Annotated in this window: 15 protein-coding genes; 4 read left to right on the forward strand and 11 right to left on the reverse strand. The window is 71.3% G+C overall.

Annotated elements, in window-relative coordinates:
- Positions 1–20: 20 nt before the first annotated feature.
- From ACWGUG_RS01450 to ACWGUG_RS01465, 4 genes are all read right to left on the reverse strand, one after another.
- On the reverse strand, positions 21–1535 hold the full coding sequence (locus ACWGUG_RS01450; RefSeq protein WP_336394310.1) for a GMC oxidoreductase: 1515 nt from the start codon (positions 1533–1535) through the stop codon (positions 21–23).
- Positions 1532–2326, reverse strand: a complete 795-nt coding sequence (locus ACWGUG_RS01455; protein WP_336394309.1) for a TIM barrel protein — start codon at positions 2324–2326, stop codon at positions 1532–1534. Before ACWGUG_RS01455 ends, ACWGUG_RS01450 begins: the two co-directional genes overlap by 4 nt.
- 97 nt (positions 2327–2423) lie before the next feature.
- Positions 2424–3260 (reverse strand): carbohydrate ABC transporter permease, encoded by an 837-nt coding sequence (locus ACWGUG_RS01460; RefSeq protein ID WP_452323599.1) that lies wholly within the window; start codon positions 3258–3260, stop codon positions 2424–2426.
- A gap of 1 nt (position 3261) precedes the next feature.
- Positions 3262–4224, reverse strand: coding sequence for a carbohydrate ABC transporter permease (locus ACWGUG_RS01465; protein WP_336394307.1), 963 nt, complete (start codon positions 4222–4224; stop codon positions 3262–3264).
- Between the two features lie 152 nt (positions 4225–4376).
- On the opposite strand from ACWGUG_RS01465, the gene ACWGUG_RS01470 reads away from it, so the two are divergent.
- From ACWGUG_RS01470 to ACWGUG_RS01480, 3 genes are all read left to right on the forward strand, one after another.
- On the forward strand, positions 4377–7574 hold the full coding sequence (locus ACWGUG_RS01470; protein ID WP_452323600.1) for a glycosyl hydrolase: 3198 nt from the start codon (positions 4377–4379) through the stop codon (positions 7572–7574).
- Positions 7575–7723: 149 nt separating this feature from the next.
- Entirely contained in the window at positions 7724–9028 is a 1305-nt protein-coding gene (locus ACWGUG_RS01475) for an ABC transporter substrate-binding protein (RefSeq protein ID WP_336394305.1), read from the forward strand.
- Positions 9029–9112: 84 nt separating this feature from the next.
- Complete coding sequence (locus tag ACWGUG_RS01480) at positions 9113–11275, forward strand: glycoside hydrolase family 3 N-terminal domain-containing protein (RefSeq protein WP_452323601.1); 2163 nt, start codon at positions 9113–9115, stop codon at positions 11273–11275.
- Here ACWGUG_RS01480 and ACWGUG_RS01485 read toward each other — a convergent pair.
- The 4 genes from ACWGUG_RS01485 to ACWGUG_RS01500 are packed head-to-tail and all read right to left on the reverse strand — an operon-like array spanning position 11268 to position 17197.
- The gene (locus ACWGUG_RS01485; RefSeq protein WP_452323602.1) at positions 11268–12746 is read right to left on the reverse strand and encodes a family 43 glycosylhydrolase; all 1479 of its coding nucleotides are present in this window, start codon (positions 12744–12746) and stop codon (positions 11268–11270) included. The two genes, ACWGUG_RS01480 and ACWGUG_RS01485, sit on opposite strands and share 8 nt — an antisense overlap.
- Positions 12743–14404: a DUF5597 domain-containing protein gene (locus ACWGUG_RS01490; protein ID WP_452323603.1), complete on the reverse strand. Its 1662-nt coding sequence runs from the start codon at positions 14402–14404 to the stop codon at positions 12743–12745. Before ACWGUG_RS01490 ends, ACWGUG_RS01485 begins: the two co-directional genes overlap by 4 nt.
- Complete coding sequence (locus tag ACWGUG_RS01495) at positions 14397–15878, reverse strand: C-glycoside deglycosidase beta subunit domain-containing protein (protein WP_452323604.1); 1482 nt, start codon at positions 15876–15878, stop codon at positions 14397–14399. Before ACWGUG_RS01495 ends, ACWGUG_RS01490 begins: the two co-directional genes overlap by 8 nt.
- Before the next feature lie 14 nt (positions 15879–15892).
- Positions 15893–17197 carry a C-glycoside deglycosidase beta subunit domain-containing protein gene (locus ACWGUG_RS01500; protein WP_452323605.1) on the reverse strand — a complete coding sequence of 435 codons (1305 nt, stop codon included), beginning with the start codon at positions 17195–17197 and terminating at the stop codon, positions 15893–15895.
- Between the two features lie 207 nt (positions 17198–17404).
- Between ACWGUG_RS01500 and ACWGUG_RS01505 the strand changes: the two genes are divergently transcribed.
- Positions 17405–18361 (forward strand): LysR family transcriptional regulator, encoded by a 957-nt coding sequence (locus tag ACWGUG_RS01505; protein ID WP_452323606.1) that lies wholly within the window; start codon positions 17405–17407, stop codon positions 18359–18361.
- Between the two features lie 51 nt (positions 18362–18412).
- Here the strand turns inward: ACWGUG_RS01505 and ACWGUG_RS01510 are convergent, their stop codons facing one another.
- From ACWGUG_RS01510 to ACWGUG_RS01520, 3 genes are read right to left on the reverse strand one after another with little or no spacing between them, the layout of a single operon-like run.
- Positions 18413–19375: an NAD-dependent epimerase/dehydratase family protein gene (locus ACWGUG_RS01510; RefSeq protein ID WP_452323607.1), complete on the reverse strand. Its 963-nt coding sequence runs from the start codon at positions 19373–19375 to the stop codon at positions 18413–18415.
- Positions 19372–22065, reverse strand: a complete 2694-nt coding sequence (locus tag ACWGUG_RS01515) for an alpha/beta fold hydrolase (RefSeq protein ID WP_452324184.1) — start codon at positions 22063–22065, stop codon at positions 19372–19374. Before ACWGUG_RS01515 ends, ACWGUG_RS01510 begins: the two co-directional genes overlap by 4 nt.
- Positions 22059–23081 carry a 3-oxoacyl-ACP synthase III gene (locus tag ACWGUG_RS01520; protein ID WP_378878750.1) on the reverse strand — a complete coding sequence of 341 codons (1023 nt, stop codon included), beginning with the start codon at positions 23079–23081 and terminating at the stop codon, positions 22059–22061. Before ACWGUG_RS01520 ends, ACWGUG_RS01515 begins: the two co-directional genes overlap by 7 nt.
- Between the last annotated feature and the right edge of the window lie 54 nt (positions 23082–23135).

Here is a 23135-nt window from a genome sequence, read left to right on the forward strand (position 1 = left end):
TCTACACTCTAATGTCTGAATTAGACAGAAGCAAGATCGTCGACGATCTTGCGCGCGCCGCGCACGGCGAGGGCGACCGAGGTGAGGGTGGGGTTGCACGCTGTGGCCGTCGGGATGACGCCGTTGCCGGCGACGAAGAGGCCGGAAACGTCCCACACCTCGCTGTCGATATCGCATACGGTCGTGCCGTCGTCCGCCTCGCCCATCCGCGTGGTCCCCTGGTAGTGCAGCGACGACCCGAGCGGAAGCGTGAAGGGCCGGGAGTCCAGCGGGTCGCCGATCGCCTCGCCCAGTCGCACGATCTCTGCGCGCGCTCGCTCGATGACCTCGTGGTCGCGGTCGGTCAGCGTGTAGTGGATTCGAGGCGCTGGCAGCCCGTAGGAATCCCGCGCGACGTCGTCGAACTCGATCCGGTCGTCGGCCTGCAGATCCTTCGCGCAGAAGAGTCCCAGTCCGACGATCGAACCGGGGACGACCGGGTCGTCTTCGGCGAGAGGGATGGGCGAGGCATCCAGCTGCATGACCTGTCCGTGGAACGGGACATCGTCGGTGAACGGCACCCAGCTCACCCCGCTGTACTCGGCCAGACCCGTCGTCGGAGCATCAGCGCCGAGGGTCTGGACGTCGCGCAGGCGGGCGGCGAACACGACCTGTGCCTGGTCGTTGAGATAGCGCCCGAGAGCGGCGGGACGGATGCCCGAGGCCCACAGCAGCTGCGGGGTGCGCAGCGCGTCAGCGGCGACGACCACGAACCGGGCGGCCACCTCGTGCGTCTCGTCCGAGCGGAGGGCGCGCACCCGCACGCCTGCCGCGTGGCCGTCGCGTACGAGCACGGCGGTGACGAGCGATTCGTCGAAGAGCGTGAAGCCCGGGTTCCTGCGCGTGACGTCGCCCAGCACGACATCCGACCCCGACCAGACCAGGCGGCCGTCCTCGCGCCGGTGCGCTGCCAGCGGCATCCGCTGCACCTTCGTCTCGTCCGCTCGCCCCTCGTCAACGGCCCTCGCGAGACGCTCGCGGACGATCTCGCCGAAAGGCGCCGCGTCGAACGCGTTGGTGGTGACGCCCAGCAGGCGCTCGCCCTCCGCGAGGAGCTCGTCGAAATCGGGGAGGAACTCGATCCGCTCGCTGCCGCCCGGACGCGGACAGGCCCCCGTCCAGTGGGCGGACATGCCTCCCACATTGCTCGACATGGCCACCACCGGAAGCCCGTCCTCGCCGGGGAACTGGTATCCGTCCTCGAGGAGGAACGTCCCAGGACGCGCCGCGCGCACGCCGGCCTTGGCGGCACCGGGGTTCGCGACCTTCGCACCGCGCTCCCCCGGGCCTTCGGAAGCGGCCTGCGCACGAGCACGCGCCTCGGGGTCGGCGATGTTCTTGACATGCGCGCCCGGCGGGTCCGAGATCGTGGGACCGACCTCGAACATGGCGATCGTCGTTCCCGGCGCCTGCTCACTGAGGATGCGCGCGTAGGCGGCTCCCGTCGGACCCGACCCGACGATGACGACGTCGACGTCTTGGGGGTATCGGGTCATGCCGACGCCGCCAGCTCGCGGATGAGGGCGACGGATGCCTCCGACTCCTGCGTCGGGTAGTACTCCAGGCCGATCGGACCGTCGTAGCCCGACGAGCGCAGCAGACCGAGGCGCTGCGCCCAGTCCAGCTCCCCGGAGCCGGGCTCGCCGCGACCCGGCGCGTCGGCGAGCTGGACGTACCTGATGAGCTCGCCCGCGTTGGCGAGCTCGGCCGCCATGTCCTCGCCCTCGACGGCGGAGTGGTAGATGTCGTAGAGCACGCCGAAGAAGGGCGAGTCCACGCCGCGTGCCACGTACACGGCCTCGGCCGTGCGGTCCAGGAGCGAGCCGGGATGGTCGACGCGGACGTTGACCGGCTCGAGCACGAGCGTGATCCCCGATCCGTCGATCTGTGCGATCGCCTTCTGGTAGATCTCGATGAGCTTGTCGAGCTGCACCTGGCGCTTCCAGCCGCCGAAGCCGGTTCCGCTGCCGACGACGATCCGCGGGCACCCGAGATCCTGGGCGATGGCGACGCCCTCGTCGAGCTTGCGGTAGAACTCCGAGTGGTCCCACGGCGGGATCATGAACTGCGTGCGCGGCTCCGACAGCTGTGCGGTGAGCTGCGTGCCGGTCTCTTCGAGGGCGGCCTTCAGTGCGGGGAGGTCCTTGGGCTGCGATGGCGCATCGGCGCCGGTCGGTCCCCACATCTCGACGGCGGTGAAGCCCGCCGCGGCGGCGGCGCGCACGCGGTCGTGGTAGTCGCCGGCTTCGGTGAAGAGCAGCTCGATGTTGGGTGCGAGTCGATACATGACGTCTCCGGTCGGTGTTTCGGATGAGTGGGCGACGTGCGGGGCCTCTCGGCCGTCCGCTCGACGATCCGGCCGCCCCCGAATCGGTGCCGCGACGTCAGCCCTTCAGGCCGCCGGCGAAGCCCTGGATGAACTTCTTCTGCGCGAACATGTAGAACAGCAGGATCGGGATCATCGAGATGAGCACGACGGCGAAGATCTTGTTCCACGCCGAGACGAGTCCGCCGACGTAGGTGTACATCGCGACGGGCAGCGTCTGCGTGGTCGATCCGCCGAGGAAGATCAGCGAGTTGAAGAAGTCGTTCCAGACGATCAGCCCTGCCAGGATCGCCACCGTGCCGGTGGCCGGCGCCATGAGCGGCAGCACGACGCGGAAGAACGCCTGCGTCGGAGACGCGCCGTCGATGACGGCCGCCTCCTCGTACTCGGTGGTGAGCCCGCGGAAGAAGCTCGCGTAGAGGAAGACCGACAGCGGCAGCAGGATGCCGACCCACAGCAGGATCATGCCGATCGCGTTGCCCGTGAGGCCGACCGACCGCGCCCCGATGTACAGCGGCACGGTGCCCAGCTGCGCGGGCAGGATGATGGCGATGAGGACGAGGTAGAACGTGAGGTTCGTCCATGCGCGCGTCCGGCGCGTGATGACGTACGCGGCGACCGACCCGAACAAGACGAGCCCCGCGATGGCCCCGCCGGTGATGATGACGCTGTTGAGCATGCTCATCGGGATGCTGTTGCGGCCCCCCGTGGTGAGCACCTCGACGAAGGCACTGAAGTCCAGCGACGACGGCGGCGCCATCGCGCTCGTCGTGAGCGCCTCCTCGTCGGTCTTGAACGCGGTGGCGATCAGGAAGTAGAAGGGCAGCAGCCCGAGGAGGGTGACGACCCAGATGGCGACCTCGCGGGCCGCGGTGAGCTTGGTGTAGCGGAACATGTCAGGCGGCCCTTCCGACGGCGTCGCGGTCGCGGGTGGCGTACTGCTGGAGGATGGCGAAGACGAGGATGATGAGCGTCAGCACGAGGGCGAGCGCCGAGCCGAAGCCGAACTGGCCGAGCGAGAAGGCCTGCTTGTAGACCTGCGTCGCGAGCGTCTCGGTGGCGCCGGCCGGGCCGCCGCCGGTGAGGGCGAAGATCTGGTCGAAGATGCGCAGGCCCTGGATGATGCCGAGCGTGGTGGCGATGGCGATGGACGGGCGGATCGCGGGCACCGTGACGTGCCGGAACCGCTGCCAGATGTTGGCCCCGTCGAGGGCGGCCGCCTCCTCGATCTCGACCGGCACCGAGGCGAGGCCGGCGAGGTAGATGACCATGACGAAGCCGGTCTGCTGCCACACGACGGTCAGCAGGATCGCCCAGATGGACCAGGTGGGGTCTGCCAGCCACACCTTCTGCCACGACTCCAGGCCGATCGCCGCCAGGAAGCCGTTGAGCGGTCCGTTGAACTGGAAGATGAACTTCCAGATGTAGGCCACCGCCAGCGGGCTGAGCACCACCGGGAGGAAGAGGAGCGTCCGCAGGACGTACCGCGTCTTGAGGGTGCGGTTGATCGCGAGGGCGAACCCGAGCCCGAGGATGTTCGTCAGGATGACCGAGCCGAACGCCAGGAACAGCGTGTTGAGCACGGCGCCGACCATCAGCGGGTCGTTGAAGATGCGCACGAAGTTGTCGAGGCCGATGAACTCCCAGTCGCCCAGGCCCGTCCAGTTCGTGAAGGCGAAGAAGCCGCCGGTGAGGGTGGCGACGTAGTGCACCGCGATGACGAGGATGATCGCGGGCAGCGCCCACCACCAGTGCCCGTAGCTGATCAGCGGCTTGCGGCCGCGCGGGCGAGGGGTGCGGCGTGCATCGGGAGGCACCGTGAGGGTGCGAGTGGCATCGCGCTCAATCGTCACTGTCATCTGCTCTCTGACCTCGTCGTCACGCGCCGCGACTTCGGCGGCGCTGATGCCACCCTCACACACTTGCGTCGAAAGCACACATTAGTTTTAGCGATATCGGATATAAGTGGCGCAGGCGGCTCCGCACAGCGGGCGGCGGAGAGGATGAGGGCATGCCCGCGACGCCGTCGATGCCGACTCCCTCGGACCTGTGGCGGGACTTCGTCGACCCGCCCGATGCGGCACGGCCGCGGGCATGGTGGCACTGGATGGACGGCAACGTCGACCCGGACGGCATCGTCCGCGATCTCACGTGGCTCCACGCCGTCGGCGTGCGCGGCGTCCAGCTGTTCGACGGCGGCATGGGGGTTCCGCTGGTCGTGCCGGAACCGGTCCGCCCGGGGTCGGCCGCGTGGCACGAGGCGATCGACACCGCGGTGCGCACGTCGGCGGAGCTCGGGCTCGAGCTCGCCGTGGCGACCTCGGCGGGCTGGAGTGCGAGCGGCGGTCCGTGGGTGGATCCGGCGGATGCCATGAAGAAGCTGGTGTGGTCGGAGGCGGTCGTCGACGGCGGTGGCCGGCGCACCGTCGTGCTGCCGCCGCTTCCCGACGCGGCTGGGCTCTTCCAGGACGCCCCCCGCTGGGGGGCCGCTCGGCGGGAGCCCTGGGCGACCGACTGGCGCGTGCTCGCGTTCCCGGCCGAGGCCGCCCACGATGTGCTGCGTCCGGACCGCGTCCGCGCGTCGGCCTCGGCGGAGGACGTCGCCTGCCTCACCGACGGATCGTTCGAGACGGCGCTCGCCCTCCCCCGCGACCCGGACGCCTGGTCGTCCGCCTGGCTCGAGCTGGAGTTCGACGACCCGGTGACCGTGCGCTCGGTGACCGTCGGCCTGCCGGGCCCCCGCGGCTTCGGCGCGGCGCCGCCGCCGGAGGCGGTGCTCGAGGCCGGCGACGACGGCACGGGCTTCCGGCCGGTCGCCACGCTGGCGGCGACCACGTCGCCTGCCCGCACGGCGGCGTTCGCGCCCGTGACAGCGCGGCGGTTCCGGCTCGTCCTCTCCGGCGCGAGCGCGGCCGAGGCCCTCCCGCCCGTCGCGGACGGGGTGCGGGTCCCGCCGGTGCTGCGCCGCAGCGACGCGTTCCTCGTGTCCGAGTTCGCGCTGCGCGCCGGTGGCCGCATCCACCACGCCGAGGCGAAGGCGGGCTTCGCCGTCGTGCCGGACTACTACGCCGTCGACACGGACGCACGGGCGGACGCCGCCGCGGTGCGCGTCGCGGACGTGCACGACCTCACCGGGCTCGTCGACGGTGGGCGGCTGGAGTGGGATGCTCCGCCCGGGCGGTGGCGCATCCTCCGGCTGGGCGCCTCCCTCACCGGCCAGACCAACGGGCCGGCGCTGCCGGATGCGACGGGGCTCGAGGTCGACAAGCTCGACGGCGCGCGGGTCGCGGCCTATCTGCAGCGCCACCTCGTCGAGTTCGAGGCGGAGGGGTTCGACGCCCTGTTGAGCGACAGCATCGAGGCCGGCAGCCAGAACTGGACGGACGGCATCGCGGAGCGGTTCCGCGAGCTGCGGGGCTACGATCCGACCCCGTGGCTGCCGACGCTCGCGGGTTATCTGGTGGGTGGGGCGGGGGCATCCGATCGCTTCCTGTACGACTACCGCCGCACGCTCGCCGAGCTCCTCGCCACCGAGTACTACGGCACGCTCGCATCGGAAGCCGGCCGCCGGGGCATGACCCACTACGCCGAGGCGCTCGAGGACGGCCGCCCCCAGCTCGGGGACGACCTCGCCATGCGCTCGCACGCCGATGTGCCGATGGGCGCCATGTGGACGTTCGATCCCGGGCCCGGGCCGCGGCCGACCTACGTGGCCGATCTCAAGGGCGCGGCATCCGTCGCCCATGTCCACGGCAGGAGCTGGACCGGTGCCGAGGCGTTCACCAGCTTCGACCGGCCGTGGGCGTCGTCGCCCCGCAGCCTCAAGCACGTCGCCGACCTCCAGCTCGCGCTGGGCGTCACCCGGTTCTGCATCCACACCTCGCCGCACCAGCCGCTCGCCGCTCCGCCGCCCGGCGTCGCGCTGGCCCCGTTCCTCGGGCAGGCCTTCACCGCGACCGAGACGTGGGCCGGCATGGCGCGGCCCTGGGTCGACTACCTGGCGCGCTGCTCGGCTATGCTCTCGGCCGGCGAGCCCGCGGTGGACGTCGCCGTGTTCGTCGGCGAGGAGGCCCCGGTCACCGCCCTGTTCGACGACGGGGTCGACACCGCCGTACCGGACGGGTTCGACTTCGACTACGTCGGCCCGGACGGCCTGGCGCTCCTGCGGGTCGACCCCGACGGCGGCCTGCGCTCGCGGGGCGCGCGATATCGGCTGCTGTTCCTGGGCGGCTCCAGCCGGCGACTCACCGTGGCGACGCTGCGTCGCATGGAGCGCCTCCTCGACGCCGGCGCGACGATCGCGGGTCTTCCCCCGGAGTCCTCGCCCTCGCTCGGCGACGACGACGACGAGTTCCGGCGCCTCCGCGACGGGATCTGGGCACCCGACCGTGACACCGGGCGGGTGGTCGCCACGTCGGACCTCGCCCGGGCGCTTGCGCTGCTCGGCCTGCGCTCCGCCTTCGAGATGGCCGGTCCCCCGGTGCGCACCATCGCGCGCATCGTCGACGGTCGGCGGGTCACGTTCCTGGCCAACCCGACAGCGGAGGACGTCCGGGTCCGGATCTCCGTGCCCGAGCAGGTCGGCGCGCTCAGCATCTGGGATCCGGTCCAGCTGCGGGCGGATCCGCTGCACGGCGTGCGCACCGACGACCGCACGGTGGCCGAGATCGCCCTGCCGGCGTTCGGGTCGGTGTTCGTGGTGCCCGGCGCGGCGGCCGAGGGCGCGGCTTCCGTCCACAGCGTCCCGCTCGGGGGCGCACCGTGGTCGCTCACGTTCCCCGGCCGGCCGGAGATCGTCCTGCCGGCGGGGCCGGCGCTGTGGACGCAGCTCGACGCCGACGCGCGCGCCTTCTCAGGCACGGCGGTCTACCGTGCCGAGTTCGAGGTGGCCGAGCCGCACGCAGGGGCCCGCGTCTGGATCGACCTCGGCCGCGTCCACGACATCGCGCGGGTGGTCGTCAACGGCGTCGACTGCGGGGTCGCATGGACGGCGCCCTTCCGGGTCGACGCCACACCGGCGGTGCGCGAGGGCGCGAACACGATCGAGGTCGAGGTGGCGACCCCGTGGCGCAACCGTCTCATCGCCGAAGCCCTCCGGCCCTCCGCCCAGATCTTCGCCCCGATGACGGCCGTGTTCGAGCCCACGGCCGAGCCGCTTCCCGCGGGGCTGGAAGGTCCCGTCCGCCTGGTGACCGAGAATCCGGCCTGACCGGCGGGAATGTGCGGATCAGCGGGGCTATTGCACCGCATAAGCAATACTAATGTCGAAAACTGGCCAATGTGTGTCAGAGTGAGGGCGCGGCCAGGTGCCGAGCCAGCAGCCCGAGCTGGCGACAACGAAGTCACGAAAGGGTCGAAATGCCACAGCACACAGCTTCCCGGCTCCGCTGGCCGCTCCTCGCGGCCCCGATCGCGGGAGTCCTCATCCTCGCCGGCTGCGCCGGCAGCGGCGCCGACGACGGCGGCGACAGCAACGACGGCGGAGGCGATGCCACCGACGTCGGCTTCTCGCTCATGGTCGCCCAGGCCAACGATCAGGACGACTACTACGCGAAGATGGCGGAGAAGTACACCGAGGAGACCGGGGTCGAGATCGAGATGATCCCCTACCCCTCCGACGCGTACAACACGCAGGTCACCACGCAGCTGCAGGCCGGCAACGCCGCCGACATGATGGTGCTCGCCCCCGGCACGGGGCAGGCGATCTCGGTCGTCACGCTCGCCGAGGCGGGCTTCCTCGAGCCGCTCAACGACGCCTCGGCCGGGGTCATCCCCGAGGGGACGCAGTCGCTCTACGAGGTCGACGGCGAGATCTACGGTCAGCCGACGGCCCTTGCGCCCGTCGGGCTCATCTACAACGGCGCGGGTGGCGAAGAGGTCGGCATCGAGGCATACCCCGAGACCTTCGACGAGCTGCTCGATGCCTGCGCCACCGCGCGCGAGGGCGGCAAGACGTTCACCGTGCTCGCCGGCGGCGTGCCCTTCAACACCGGCCTGTTCTCGATGCTCGTCTCGGCGACGCGCGTCTACGCGGCCGACCCCGATTGGAACGAGCAGCGCGCCGCAGGCGACGTGACGTTCGTCGGCAGCGGCTGGGAGGACGTGCTCAACGACGTCATCACGCTCAACGACAGCGGCTGCTTCCAGGACGGCGTCGCGGGCGGCACGTTCGACAGCATCACGCAGGGCATCGGCGGCCAGACGTCCCTCACGGCGGCCGTCCCCGGCTCAGCGGCGATCTCGATCGGCGCCGGAACGGGCCTCGACCTCACGGTGCAGGCGTTCCCGCCGGCCGACGGCCAGGACGCGTACACGCTCGCCTCTGCGAACTACGCCTGGGCCGTCAACGCGGCCGCTGAGGACGACGTCAAGGCGTCCGCGCAGTCGTTCCTGGACTGGCTCGCTGAGCCCGCCCAGCTCGAGGAGTTCGCCGACCTGTCGGGCTTCGTGCCGATCTCGGGTGCGAACGCGGGCAACGTGAACCCGGTCTACGAGCCCATCGGCGACCTGCTGGAGTCCGGCTCCTTCGCGGGCCTGCCCAACGCGACCTGGCCCAACCCGACCGTCTACGACACCCTCGGCACCGGCGTGCAGGGCCTCCTGACCGGCCAGAAGACGGTCGACCAGGTGCTCGAGGAGATGGACGCGGCCTGGGACAGCTGAGTCCGCACCACTGAACCGGGCATGCCGCCCGGGGCCTCGGCCCCGGGCGGCATGCCTTTCTCGAGAACCGGCTGGGAGGCCGCGATGGAACGAACCGCACGCGTGAGCAGCCTGCTCGCCGAGATGACCGACGCCGAGAAGCTCGGCCAGCTGCAGATCGTCTTCCGCCCGAAGCACGAAGATGCCGCGCAGCTCGTGCGCGAAGGCCTCGGCTCCGTCTTCTGGCCGCCGTCGGCGGCGGCGACGAACGCGCTGCAGCGCGTGGCCGTGGAGGAGACCCGCCTCGGAATCCCGCTTCTCGTCGGGCTCGACGTCATCCACGGGCAGCGCACCATCGCGCCGGTGCCCCTCGCGCAAGCGGCGAGCTTCGACCCCGCGCTGGTTCGGGACCTCGCCGCCCTCGCGGCCGCGGAGGCCCGGTCGGGCGGGGTGACCTGGACGTTCTCGCCGATGGCCGACATCTCGCGGGACCCGCGGTGGGGACGGGTGGTCGAGGGCTTCGGCGAGGACGTGCACCTCGCCGTGACGATGACGCGCGCCATGGTCCGCGGCTACCAGGGGGACGACCTCTCGTCCAAGACCGCGATCGCGGCGACGGCCAAGCACTTCGTGGCCTATGGCGCCCCCGAGGGTGGCCGCGACTATGCGGGCGTGGACGCCTCGGACCACCAGCTGCGCAACGTCTGGCTCGAGCCCTTCCGCGCTGCGGTCGGCGAGGGTGCGGCAGCCGTCATGGCGGCCTTCAACACCGTCGCGGGGGTGCCGATGCACGCGAACCGGCGCCTGCTGACGGGTGTGCTGAAGGATGAATGGGACTTCCCGGGCGTGGTCGTCGGTGACGCCGAGGGCGTGCGAAACCTCGTCGCTCATCGGGTCGCCGAAACGGTCGAAGAGGCCGTGATCCTCGCCTTCCGCGCGGGCCTCGACATCGAGATGGGCGGCGCGCCCGCCGATCTCGACCCGAGCGCGCTCTCGGCGCTCGACCCCGCGCGGCTCGACGACGCGGTGACCCGTGTGCTGACTCTGAAGGAGCGGCTCGGGCTCTTCGAGAGGCCCTACGTCGACGAAGATGCCGAGATCACCGAGCCCACCGAGGCGTCGCGCGCTCTCGTCCGCCGCGCGGCCGCCCGCGCGTCGGTGCTGCTGAAGAACGACGGCACCCTCCCGCTTCGATCGCCGCGACGCGTGCTGCTCGCCGGCCCGTACGCCGAGTCGACCGACCACCTCGGCGCGTGGACGCAGTACTTCGGCGCCCGCGCGGGAAGCATCGCCGACGAGCTCGGCACGCGTCGGCCCGAGGTCGAGCTCGAGGTCGTGCCCGGGGTCGAGTTCCTCGCGGGCACCGACTCCGGCATCTCCTCCGTGGTCGACGCGGCGTCGCGGGCCGATCTGGTGATCCTCTGCGTCGGCGAGCCCAGCGCGCTCTCGGGCGAGGCGGCCTCCCGGAGCGACATCCGACTCCCCGGACGTCAGGAGGACCTGATCCGCGCGGTCGCCGGCTGCGGCATCCCGTTCATCGTGGTCCTCGAAGCCGGCCGCCCGCTCGTCGTGAGCGACTGGATCGATCTCGCACCGAGTGCGCTGGTGGCGTGGCACGGAGGCACGGAGGCCCCCGCCGCGATCGTGGACGTGCTCCTCGGGAACGAGGATCCCGCGGGGCGCCTCCCGATGTCGTGGCCGCGCTCGGTCGGCCAGATCCCGATCCACTACGCGCACGAGCACACGGGGCGTCCCGCCTCGACCGGCGGCAGGCTCACGGCGGAGGAGACCGATGTCGGCCTCCACGGACCCGACAACGTCGAGGACAAGTTCACCTCGAAGTACCTCGACCTCGAGCTCGGGCCGCAGTTCTCGTTCGGTCACGGCTCGGGCTACGCGACCTTCGCGCACGGCACCCCGCGCCTGTCACGGACCGAAGTGCCCGGGAGCGCGATCGACGAGCCGGTCGTGCTGGAGCTCGACGTGACGAACACCTCCGACAGGCCGGGCGACGAGGTGGTGCAGGTCTACGTCGAAGACGTCGTGGCAAGCGTCGCCCCGCCCGTCCGCCGGCTCGTCGCGTTCGAGCGCCGCACCGTCGGCGCCGGTGAGACGGTCGTCTCCAGGTTCGAGATCGGCCGCGAGCAGCTCGGCTTCTGGACGACGGATGCCGCGACCCCGGCCTTCGTCGTCGAGCCCGGCCTCTTCCGGCTCCACGTCGGCGCGACGCTGGCGTCGACGCAGGCCGTCGAGCTGCGCGTCAGCTGAGCGGGCGGTACCGGAAGTCGCGGAACCGGACCGATCCTTCCCCGGCCGCGTAGAGCGCCGGCCGGAGGCTCAGGAGGTCGGCCATGGTGTTCGCGTGGTAGCCGGACGTCTCGTACCGGATCGCGTGGCGCGTCCAGTCCCCGCCGGGCTCGCGGTACCAGCCGGTGACGATGTGCGCGTCGTTGCGGAGCCTCAGCTGCAGGCGGCGTACGGCCGGCGCGGGCTCCCGCCAGTGCGTGACGTGCCCGCCGGCGTAGCTGCGCATGCGCTCGCCGTCGATGCCCATGCCGCAGAAGAGCCGGTCGTTGAAGTAGAGGAGGATGCCGCCCTCGACATCGCCGCCGATGAGTTCCACCTCGACCTCGACTTCGTAGGAGTGGTCGCCGGTGAGGACGGCGAGCGGTGACGTGTCACCGGGGTTCGTGCCCCTTCCGGCGAGCACGAGGCCGTCGTCGAGAGTGAGCCGGGACGCCTCGCCGGGCGACGGTGCATGAAACGCCCAGCGCTCGCCGAGCCGCAGTGTCGAGAAGTCGTCTGCGAACGCGACCGGGGCGCGCTGTGCCGCGGCGCCGGCCGGTGCGGTGAGGTCTCCGCCGATGTCTTCGAGCACGCCGACGGGCCAGCCGTCCGCAGTCCAGGCGATCGGCTCGAGCAGGATCTGCCGTCCGAGCGTGCGGTACCCGTTCTCGTAGCCGTGCGAGACCATCCACCAGTCCTCGCTCGCGGGACCGGGCAGGATCGTCGCGTGCCCGCGCGACCACCAGGCCTGCGCGGCATCCGTCGTCCTCGCCACGGGATTGTGCGGGCTGTTCTCCCACGGTCCGTGGACCGACCGCGACCGCGCGACGATGACCATATGCCCCGTCGGCGGGCCACCGGTGCCGCCGACAGCGCTGACCAGGTAGAACCACTCGCCGCGCCGGATCAGCTTCGGTCCCTCGAGCGCGTACGCCTCGGTGATCCATTCGTCGGGGTAGCGCCAGCCGTCGTACACCTGCTCGAGCTCGCCGACGGTCGCGAGCCCGTCATCGGTGAGCGCGATGCGACGGATGCCGTTCACGAAGAGGTACCGCGTGCCGTCCTCGCCGACGACGTGCCCGGGATCGATCGCCCACCGGACTCCGAGATCGATCGGCTCCGACCACGGCCCCTCTATCGAGTCGGCGTGGATCACGAAGATCGATGGGGCTGTGAGCTTCGACCACGGCGCGGGGATGAACGGGATGTAGATGAAGAAGCGCCCGTCGTGCTCGGCGATGTCGACCGCGAACGTGCTGCCCAGCGGCTCGGGCAGCGCGGCACACTCGTACGTCCAGTTCACCAGGTCGCGCGATCGGTAGAGCAGCAGGCCCGGGGCGGACTCGAACGACGAGTAGGTCATCCAGTATTCGTCGCCGATCTTGATGACGGCGGGATCCGGCCGGTCTCCACCCAGGACGGGGTTGCGGAAGGTCGCCGCGTCATCCCTCACGCTCGGGGCCCCGCCTCGATGCGCAGCAGCGTGATCCGCGCGGCGCCGACGCGATCCACCGGCACGACCTGAAGCCGCTCGTCGCCGTTGAGCACGCGGCCGGCGACGACGGCGCCGGCGTCCATGAGCAGCTCGACGACCGCGTCGACCTCGACCGATCCGTGCGCCGCGGCGAAGTCGAGCTTCACGCCCTGTCCGACCACGACGATCTCATCGTCGGACTCGGCGAAGACCAGCGCGAACGGGCGTCGTTCGCCGGGCGTCGGCACCGGTTCACCCGGCAGCGTCTCGTCCGGGACCGGAAGCGGCCCCGCGGGCAGCTGCACACCCACGTCGAGCAGGAAGTCGCGCACGATGTCGTTCAGCCCGCGCGCGCTCACGGTGAGATCGCCGACGGATGCCTCGGCCGGCGGGGCCCCGGGCTCCACCACCACGGCGCCGATGCGCTGCCGTCGCTGGGCCTCGGCGATCGTCGTCTCGAAGGCGCTCAGGTATGCGAGCACCGCCGCGACCTGACCTTCGGGGTTCGCCCCGTCGATGCCGAAGGCCGACCAGCCGACTGCTCCGTAGCCGCCGACGGCGCGCACGAGCTCTCCCGCGCGCAGCCTGCTCTCGGGCACGAAGAGCGGCTGGTCTCCCGTCGCGTAGGCACGCATCGCGGAGTCGGCGTCGTCGACGTAGATGTCGGGGCCGACCAGCGACAGGGCCGGCGCGGCCGCTCGCCACACGTCGATCACGCGGCTGGACGGTCCGCCGCTCGGCCACTGTCCCGGCTCGTCCTGCCCGGGCTGGGGGCCCAGCCACGCGTTGGCGTACATCGGGATGCGCTTGCGGGCCCGCCCGCGCTCGGCGAGATGCTGCACGTACGAGGCGATCGACCAGGCCATGAAGATCTCGTCGGCGCCCGAGTCGTCCCCGAACACCTCGCGCCATGACCCGGCCTCGCGCCGGCCACGGGCGTCCCACCGCTCACGCAGCAGGGACGAGGGGTCCGATCGGCGCGCGGCGGCGATGAGCGCGGACGGCACGTCGCGACGCCAGGCCGCCTCGGCGAGGTCGCTGCGGTCGCGGCTGTCGCGGAGGAGTCCCGACTCGTTCTCGACCTGGATCATCGCGACGACATCGCCGGGGTCGACGTCGGCGACGTGCGCGACGAACGCCTCGAACGCCGCCGCATCCGCGTCGAGAAGGTTCTCGCCGAAGACCGAAAGCACCGGGGTGGGCATCACCCCGGAATAGTGGAAGGCGCTCCCCCGGGTCTTGGGGTGGACGACGGCTCGGGGGAACCTGCTCTGGTCGGATCTCACCCACCGCGGCGCGTACGTCGAGGCGGCGTTCTTGAAGGCGCCGAACCAGAGGAGCACGAGGCGGAGCCCGAGACCCCGGGCCTCTTCGATCATCGCGTCGACGAGCGCGAAGTCGAACGCGCCCTCCTGCGGCTCGGTCAGCGCCCAGCTCACCGGTGCCAGCACGGTGTTCGCATTCAGGTCCCGAGCCTGCGCGAAGGACCGGCGGATGGAGGCCGTCGACGAGCTCGACGAGTTGTGCACCTGGCCGCCGAGCAGCAGACGCAGCTCGCCGTTCTCGCGCAGCCGGAGATCCTCGCCGAACGACCACGCGGAGCCGCGGGACGCGCCGCTCATGTCGGTGTCAGACACGCGCGGCCTCCACGGCGTGCATCGAGCGCCGGATGAGGTCGTGCTGCCGGCGCACGAGCAGAAGCGGGTCGACCTCGCCGAGCTCGGCGAACGCGTGCCCCTCCCACTCGCTCGACCAGTAGCCGCGGTAGCCGCCCTCGACGAACACGCGCACGAGCTCGGGGTAGTCGATCGCGGGCTCCTGCCCGTCCTCGTCGATGTCGTAGAACTTCGCGTGCACGTGCAGGATCTGCGGCATGATGTCGGCCCACTCCCGCGGGTCGACGTGGCCGTGCATGTTGAACGCGAGGTGCGCGAACGAGCCGAGTCGTCCCGGATCGAAGTCGCGGCTCTGGAGATACGCGATGAACTCCTGCTGCCGCTCGCGCATCGAGGCATCCGTCCCCCAGATCTGCTGCAGACGCTCGACGGCTTCGTCGTCGAGCCCCGCTCGGCGCACCGCACGCAGGAGGGTGGGCGACATCGCGTGCATCGTCGAGGAGAAGTCGGCGACGAAGCCCAGGAGCGGCGAGTCGAGGTCGGCGTACACGTCGCGGACCTTCATGATCTCGGGCGAGTTGGGCCCCATCGGGGCGTGGATCTCGTAGGCGAGCCGGAGGTCGAGGCTCTCGGCGACCGGCAGCAGGCGGCGCAGGAGCTCCGGCTTGGCGCTCTGGATCCGCACCAGCGGGAATCCGAGCTTCTTGGCTCCCTGGAACAGCAGCTCGCTGAACTCGAACTCCTCGTCGGGCGTCATGTCGCGGTCGCGGCGACGGCCCATGTCGAGGTTCGCGCCGAACGAGCTCTCGTCGAAGCCGTGGCGGTCGAACGCGGCCCGCCACTGCGCGACGAACTCGTCCGACACGACCGGATACGTGGGCAGCACCTGCGACGCCACGATCTCGATCCCCGGCCCGATGCCGAGCGCGGCGACCCGGTCCAGCAGCCCGTCGAAGTCGTACCAGCCGGCGCGGAACTCGGCGCTGGCCGAGTAGAGCGTGAGGCCGAGGCGGAACGGGTCCTCCTCCGCGGCGGGCGGCGGGGGTGCGACATCCGTCACCGTCACCGCCGGCGTCGCGTCGCGGTCGGTCACCGTCAGCGTCGACGACTGGCGCACGATGTTCGGCACGTACATGCCGGGCCCGCCGCCCTGGCCGGGCGCGATCTGCATGTACGGCAGGCGCAGCTCGCCGAAGATCTCGACGTCGTGCTGCTCGCCGAGCTCCACCGGCCGGTCGAGCCGGGCGATGAGGAGCGGATGCTGCTGCAGGAACCACAGCGTCTCGCTCCGGTCGGGCAGCTCCGCGACGGTGTACCGCGTGCCGTCGAGCTCGAAGGCGAGGTCGTCGGCGGGGATGTCGGCGCCGTCGACCGTGAGGCGCAGCGTCGTGACCGACGAGAGCCACAGGCTCCGGTACCAGGGGATCGTGAGCGTGAGCGCGAGCCCCTCGGGATGCGGGCGCAGGCTGTCTTCGGCGATGAGTCCGTTGGGCATGGGGGTCTCCGGTTTCAGGGAAGGCGCGAGGCGATGGAGCGCACGAGGGAGTGCTGGCGGCGCACCTGCTCGATGGAGCGCCACGGGATGCGCTCGCCCTCGTACTCGCTCGAGAGGTACCCGGTGTAGCCGGCGTCCTTGAGCGCGCGCAGCACCGGCTCCCACGGGATCTGCTGGTCTTCGAGGTTCTCGTCGATGTCGTGGAACTTCGCCTGGATGAACACGACGTACTTCGCGATGTCGGCGATGTCGGCCGGGTCGACGGCGATGCCGTCCATGAAGGCCGGACGGCGTCCGGGCAGCTCGCCCGGCTTCAGCGGGATCGGACGGTCCTGGAAGATGCCGGTGTCCAGCAGCAGCCCGAAGTGCTTGGTGCCGGTGCGCTCGATGAGGTCGATGTAGTCGTCGACGACCTCGTGCTTGATGGGGGTGGGGGCATGGATCTCGGGGCAGATCACGACGTCGAGCTCGGCCGCGAGATCCAGCGAGCGCTCGACGGACTCGGTCCAGATCGGGTGCGGGATGAGGTCGCTCGAGACCACGCCGATCTTGGGGCGCACGAAGCGGAAGCCCAGGCGCTTCGCCAGGCGCAGATCGCGCTGCAGCATCCCGGCGCCCTCGGCCGCCGTGAGATCCCGCGCGTGGACGCCGCTCGAGTGCAGGCGGGTGTCGATCCACGACCCGTAGTTCGTGGGCTCGAGCGAGTACTTCTCCAGCAGGGCGAACCAGCGGTCGATCCACTCGACGGTCGGCTCGGGGTACCGCTCGATGTGGCCCTCGCCGAGGATCTCGACGCCGGTGGCGCCGACGTCCGCCACCGCGGCGAGCGCGGTCTCGAGGTCCATGACCGTGCCGAAGTCGGTCATGAAGCTGTACAGGCTCACGCCGTACCGGAACGGACCGCCCTCCTCTGCCGACGTGAGGGTGATGTGCCGCGACACGTTGTAGGTCGAGGGCTGGTGCTCCTCGGGGATGTACGACATCCGCAGCCGCAGCTGCACCGAGACCTCGTGCGTGCCCTCCGGCAGCCCGCCGGGGTGCGGCACCGTGACGACGGCCGCCTCCTCGAGCGGCCAGCGCACGCCGTCCGCGTCCCACAGCTCCTGCAGCGAGTACGTGCGGCCGGCGAACGTCCACAGCGGCACGTCCGGCGCGACGTCGACGAGGTCGCCGACGCGCACGGCGACACCGTCGATGAGGGATGCCGCCATGCCGCGGTACGACGGCATGCGGAGCCGGAGCTGGAAGCCGGTGACCTCACCCCCCTCGCGGATGTTGCGGAATCCGACGGACTGGATGAGGTCTCTTTCGAGAAGCATCGATGCTCGCTCTCTGGGTCGGGACCGCGTTGACCGCAGGCCGTGAGTCGCATCGAGCCTATCAGCGTTACGCTGGATTTTGACATAAGTAAGAGTGATGCGCACATAACAGCGGGGGGAGGTGTTCATCGTTGCGGGCGATACCGCCTCCCGCCTGCATAGACTGCGCCGATACACTGAACCGAGGCTCCCGCACCCGGAGGATCAGTGTCCGATCAACCACTCCTTTCCCGTCTCGATCTGAACCTGCTCGTCGCCCTCGACGCGCTGCTGACCGAGCGGAGTGTGACGCGCGCCGCCGAGCGACTCCATCTGAGCCAGCCCGCGCTGAGCGCTTCGCTCGCACGGCTGCGCACGCACTTCAACGACCCGATCCTCGCCCGCCGCGGCAACACCTATGAGCTCACCCCCCTCGCCCTGCGGCTGACCGAGCACACCACGACGGCGCTCGAGGCGGCACGGCGGGTGTTCGAAAGCCAGGCAACGTGGAGCCCCCGCGAGTCGATCCGCGAGTTCTCGATCTACGGGTCGGACTACGGCTTCGCCACGATCGGCAGCGAGGTCTCGCGCCTGGCCGCCGAGTCGGCGCCCGGCGTGCGCTTCCGGTTCATGCTGCACAATCCGTCCATCGTCGATGACGCGCTCAACCGGCTGCGCGCCGCCGACGGAATGGTCATCCCGCACGGCTACCTCGTCGATCTCCCCTACACCGACCTGTGGCGCGACAGCTGGGTGGTCGTCGCCTCCGATTCGAACGAGATGGTCGGCGACGAGCTCACGATGGAGGTGCTGGGCGCCCTGCCGTGGGTCTTCACGTATCAGTCGCGCACCGCATTCACCTCGGCGGCGCGGCAGCTGCAGCAGCTCGGCATCGAGCCGCACGTCGAGGCGGTCGTCGAGAGCTTCCTCGCCCTGCCGCACTTCATCGCCGGCACGAACCGGCTCGGCCTGATCCAGGCAGGCCTCGCGCACGTCGCCGAGTCCGTCGCAGGAGTCCGCACACTCGCCGCTCCCTTCGACGCCACGCCCGTCGTCAACGCCTTGTGGTGGCATCCGGTCCACGGTCGCGACCCCGAGCACGCGTGGATGCGGGGCATCTTCGAGCAGGCGGCAGCCGGCGTGTCGGCCCGGCCATCCACCATCGCGGCGCAACATCCGGTCTGACGAGGCGAAGCGCGCCCGGCCGCGGCGTCCACCACCTCGGCCAGGACGGGTTCAGGAACGAGCAGCCAGGCGGGCCAGTCCTTCGTCGATCGACACCGCGGGGGACCACGCGAGGATGCGCCGGGTCTCGCGCTGATCGAACCAGTGGGCGGTCGACAGCTGCTCGGCCAGGAACCGCGTCATCGGCGGCTCGTCACGCGCCGGCACGATCCGCCACACGGCCTCGACCGCGGTCCCCGCCGCGCGGCCGAGCCAGGCGGGGATGCTCCAGCGCGGGGGCGCGACACCGGCCGCGAGGCAGATGCCCGAGAGGAGGTCGCCCACCGGCCGCGGCTCGCCGTTGGTGAGGACGAGTGCGCGGCCGTGCGCGTCATCCGCCCGCTCGAGCGCCGCCGCGATGCCTGAGGCGGCGTTGTCGATGTAGGTGCTGTCGATCAGAGCGGTTCCGCCGTTCAGGAGGGGCAGCCGTCCTCTCCGGGCTCGCTCCACGATCCGGGCGACCAACTGGGTGTCTCCGGGCCCCCACACCAGGTGAGGGCGGACGGCAACCACGCTCATCGCCGTCGAGTCGCGCTCCAGTGCGAGGAGCTCGGCCTCCGCCTTGGTGCGCGCGTAGTCGCCGCGGGCACGTTCCGGATCGGCGGGCCCCGCACCGACACCGACGAGCGCAGAACCGGCGTGCGCGACGGACGGCGACGAGACGTGCACGAAGCGCGTCACCCCGGCGCGTTCCGCGGCATCGAGCAGGATCCGGGTCCCCTCGACGTTGACCGCACGGAACTCGTCTCGCCTGCCGGTCAGCGATACCCGGGCCGCGAGGTGGACGACAGCCTCGGCGCCCTGGACGGCGATGTCGATGTCGGCCAGGTTCGTGATCGACCCGCAGAAGTCAGCCGCTCCTGCCACGGCGGACGGCCGTCGCTGCAGTGTGCGCACGTCGTGGCCTGCCGCGACGAGCGTGGTCGCGACGGCCGAGCCGAGGAAGCCGGACGCACCGGTGACGAGGACGATCATGGTGCGCCGGGGCGCTCTCCCGCGAGCACGCGCTCAGCCCACACCGAGAGTCGGGATCGGTCGATCTTGGAGTTGTGCCGGATGTCGGTGGGCAGCCCCGGGACGGCGAGCACCGCGGCGAGCGGCGTGCCGGCAGCGTTCCGCACGGCGCTGGTGAGGAGCGGGTCCGCAAGGCCTGCCCGCCTCGCTGCGGGCGTGGTCTCGACGATCGCGACCGCCTGGCGCAGCCCGTGCGGGCCCACCCCCACCACGGCCGCGCGGCGCACCCCCTCGACCCGCTCCACCCGCTGCTCCGTGCCCACCGGCGCCAACGGGCCGTGGGCGGTCACGATGAGGTGCGGCATCCGTCCCTCGATCCACAGCCGCCCGTGCGCGTCGAGGTGGCCCACATCGCCCGTGCGGTGCCAGCGACGGGTCTCTCCGGGCGAGTCGAGACCGACCGTCTCGCGGACCGCCTCCCGGTCGGTGAGCCAGAGCCGGTCGTAGTGGTCTTTCACGTGGGATGCCGACACGACGACCTCGCCGAGCACTCCGGGCGCGTCCGTCGCACGGCCGGTCGCGCGACCGTCGCAGTCGACCGGGCTGACCAGAACGCGGTTCGCGCCGATCGGGACTCCGACGCAGACGCCCGCGTCACGGCTGCCGGCCGCGTCGCGGACACCGGCCAGCGTGATGTCGGTCACCAGCAGGCACTCCGTCATTCCGTACGGGGTGTGAGCCGTGGCGTTCGGCATGAGCGCCGCAGCCGACTCCAGCAGCCCCTGGCTGATGGGGGCTCCGGTGGAGAGGAACGTCCGCACCCCTGCGAGCGCGCGACGGCCTTCTGCCGTCAGCGCGTCCGCGGTATCGACGACGTTGAGGATCGCCGCCGGCGAAAGGAAGACCATCTCCGCACCCGACGCCTGCACCGCTGCGGCGACGGCCGGCGCCGTGAGCGTCCTCGGTGAGGAGACGTCCATGTCGGGTGTCACGGACCGGGTGCCCAGCGCCGGACCGAGAAGGGCGAACGGCGCGAAGCCTGTCACGAGGCCGGTCTCGCCGGTGACGCCGAAGTGCGAGGCGAGCAGATCGCGCAGCGCGGAGAGCTGCCGGTGCGTGTAGGCGACCCCTTTGGCCGCCCCCGTGGAGCCGGAGGTGAACAGGATCGCGGCAGGGTCATCCGGCCCGGGCGGGTCGGCCGGCGCGGCGGCGTCATACCCTTCCCGCGCGAGCTCACCGAGAGTGTGGGAGATGCCGAGCGCCGCGGCGGCGGTCTTCGGCAGTCGAGCGACCGAGATGCGCATGCCGGGCCACCCGAGCACCCGCGCGGCCGTCAGGCCTCGCGTCTCCCCGATGATCACGTCCGGCCACGATCCCCGAACGGCGCGCGTCAGCCCGCGCACTCCGAGGCCGGCATCGGCGACGACGACGACCGCGCCGATCCGGAGGCAGGCGTAGACGACGGCCGACAGTGTGGGCCCCGGGGGAACCAGAAGCGACACCCGGTCGCCCCTTCGCACGCCCACGCGATGCAGCCCCGCCGCGAGTCGTCGGACCCTGTCGTGGAGCTGATGCCAGCTCACCCGCCGCGGCGCGCGCCCGCCGGACGTCATCTGCACGATCGCGGTCCCGTCGTCATCGCTGCGCTGATCGAGGGCGTGCCAGATGGGGGTGCCGGAGGAGTCGGACCACGCGCTCGGCGGCACCTGGGCGGCCGGGCCACGTGAAGTCGCGGGCACGCGGGCCCGGAGCGGGACGACGTCGTCGTGCAGCCATGCCAAGAGGCCGTCCGCGCAGCGTTCTTCCTCGGCGAGCAGGTGACCCGCGCCTTCGAACCGGTGGACGTCGGCATGGGGAAGCCGGTCCACGAGATCATCGAGATACCGGTCGCCGAAGATCGGATCTTCCGGGCCCCACATCAGCAGCGCGGGAACGTCGAGCCCACGGACGCCGTCCGCGATCCTCTCCAGCTCGGAGAAGCTGCGATGGTGAGGCCCGACGGGGATGTCGGCGACGAAGCCGCGAATGCCGGCCCGCCGGGCCGCGGAGAGGTACGGCGCGCGATAGGCGGCTCCCGCCTCATCGGTCAGGGCCGGTCGCGCCAGCGCCAGCGTCGTGTCGAGGAACGCCGTGGTGGCCGACGTCGCGCCCGCGAGAACCCCCGGTGCCCGCGCCAGCCGGAGCGGAGCCGGGATCGGAACCCCCGGCGGGTGGTGTACGGCCGTGTTGACGAGCGCGACCCCGGCGAGGGACGACGGATGCTCCAGCGCCCAGCCGAGCGAGATGACGCCGCCCCAGTCATGACCCAGCGTGACGACCGGCGCGCTCAGCGACAGGGCATCCGTGAGCGCGCCGAGGTCGGCGACGCGCTGCGCCAGCGGACGGTCGGCACCGGTGCGCTCGGAGAAGCCCATGTCGAGCTGGTCGACGGCGACGAGACGCCATGCCGGCTCGCCATGCGCCGCGGCGTCCAGCGACCGCGCCGCAAGCCGGCGCCACAGGTACGACCACGTCGGATTCCCGTGCACGGCGAGGATCGTGCCGACCGCGTCGACCCCTCGTCGCACCAGCTCGGGCCCGGTGTCGAGGACGTGCCAACCGCGGGTGACGCCGGCATCGGGGCCGACGCCCGGCACGGCGACGATGCGGCTCCACCCCGGGTCGAGCCCGGGGAGTCCCGCGGGAGGCGGCACCGCGCGCCGGGTCACCAGGCGAGCTCCATCATGGCGGTGTTGAGCCCGGAGCCGACCCCCATGAGGAGGACGCGGTCGCCCGCGCGCAGCGTCGCCTGCTCCTCCGCGAGGGTGATGGGGATCGAGGCAGGACCGACGTTTCCGTACCTCGGGAACGTCACCGGGACGCGCGTCCGGTCGAGGTGGGCCGTCTTGATGATGGCATCGGTGTGCACGGCCGAGACCTGGTGGGTGATGTACCGGTTCATGTCCGACCAATCCCACTCCGGCCGCGCGTCCCGCCAGGCGGAGAGGACCAGGTCCAGCCCGCCCTTCAGGAGCGCTCTCGCGTCGGTGAACATGCCGTCCACGCTGCCGACGCACAGCTCGTGGAACTGCGTCGCGGCCCGGGTCACACCACCGAGGATCCGGTGGCCCTCCGGGTGCTCGTCGGCGCGGCCGAGCACCGCTGCGGCGGCGCCCGACCCGAGCGTGAGCGACGCGAACTCGCTCATGAAGCCGTCCCTGTCGACGTCGTCGCGCAGGAGGCGGCGGATGGTGTTGTCCTGGATCTCATCGGCGTCCTCGCCGTTGACGATGACGGCATAGCGGATCTGACCGGACTGGATCATGTTCGCCGCGAGACTCATGCCGCTGACGAACCCGAGGCACGCGTTGGCGACGTCGAAGTTGACGGCGGAGCTCGACAGACCGAGCCCGTGGTGCAGACGGACCGCCACCGACGGCTCGAGGTGCTTGCGCGAGACCGACGTGTTGATGAGGAGTCCGACGTCGGACGGTGCCACCGACACCTCGGCCAGCGCGCGCCGACCGGCCGACACCGTCGCCTCGTCCGAGGACTCGTCCGCCGCCCAGTTGCGGCGTTCGAGGACGCCCGCGACGCGTTGCAGGAGCCGCCCGGGCAGTCTCAATCGACGAAGCGAGCCCGACAGGCGGTGCTCGATCTCCTCGGACGTCGTCACCCGCCCAGGCAGAGTGCTCACCACCGAGAGCAGTGACACATTGTCGAAACGGGTTGTCGCGTTCGCCGCCATGGGACCTCCCTTGCCCCTCCCATCGGCCGGGCGATTCAAGAGGACCAAATGTAC

Source organism: Microbacterium sp. NPDC055455, from assembly GCF_053619935.1.

Coding starts and splice junctions, on each gene's coding strand:
- ACWGUG_RS01450 (WP_336394310.1), bottom strand. CDS start 1,535: ATGACCCGATACCCCCAAGACGTCGACGTCGTCATCGTCGGGTCGGGT.
- ACWGUG_RS01455 (WP_336394309.1), bottom strand. CDS start 2,326: ATGTATCGACTCGCACCCAACATCGAGCTGCTCTTCACCGAAGCCGGC.
- ACWGUG_RS01460 (WP_452323599.1), bottom strand. CDS start 3,260: ATGTTCCGCTACACCAAGCTCACCGCGGCCCGCGAGGTCGCCATCTGG.
- ACWGUG_RS01465 (WP_336394307.1), bottom strand. CDS start 4,224: ATGACAGTGACGATTGAGCGCGATGCCACTCGCACCCTCACGGTGCCT.
- ACWGUG_RS01470 (WP_452323600.1), top strand. CDS start 4,377: ATGCCCGCGACGCCGTCGATGCCGACTCCCTCGGACCTGTGGCGGGAC.
- ACWGUG_RS01475 (WP_336394305.1), top strand. CDS start 7,724: ATGCCACAGCACACAGCTTCCCGGCTCCGCTGGCCGCTCCTCGCGGCC.
- ACWGUG_RS01480 (WP_452323601.1), top strand. CDS start 9,113: ATGGAACGAACCGCACGCGTGAGCAGCCTGCTCGCCGAGATGACCGAC.
- ACWGUG_RS01495 (WP_452323604.1), bottom strand. CDS start 15,878: ATGCCCAACGGACTCATCGCCGAAGACAGCCTGCGCCCGCATCCCGAG.
- ACWGUG_RS01500 (WP_452323605.1), bottom strand. CDS start 17,197: ATGCTTCTCGAAAGAGACCTCATCCAGTCCGTCGGATTCCGCAACATC.
- ACWGUG_RS01510 (WP_452323607.1), bottom strand. CDS start 19,375: ATGATCGTCCTCGTCACCGGTGCGTCCGGCTTCCTCGGCTCGGCCGTC.
- ACWGUG_RS01520 (WP_378878750.1), bottom strand. CDS start 23,081: ATGGCGGCGAACGCGACAACCCGTTTCGACAATGTGTCACTGCTCTCG.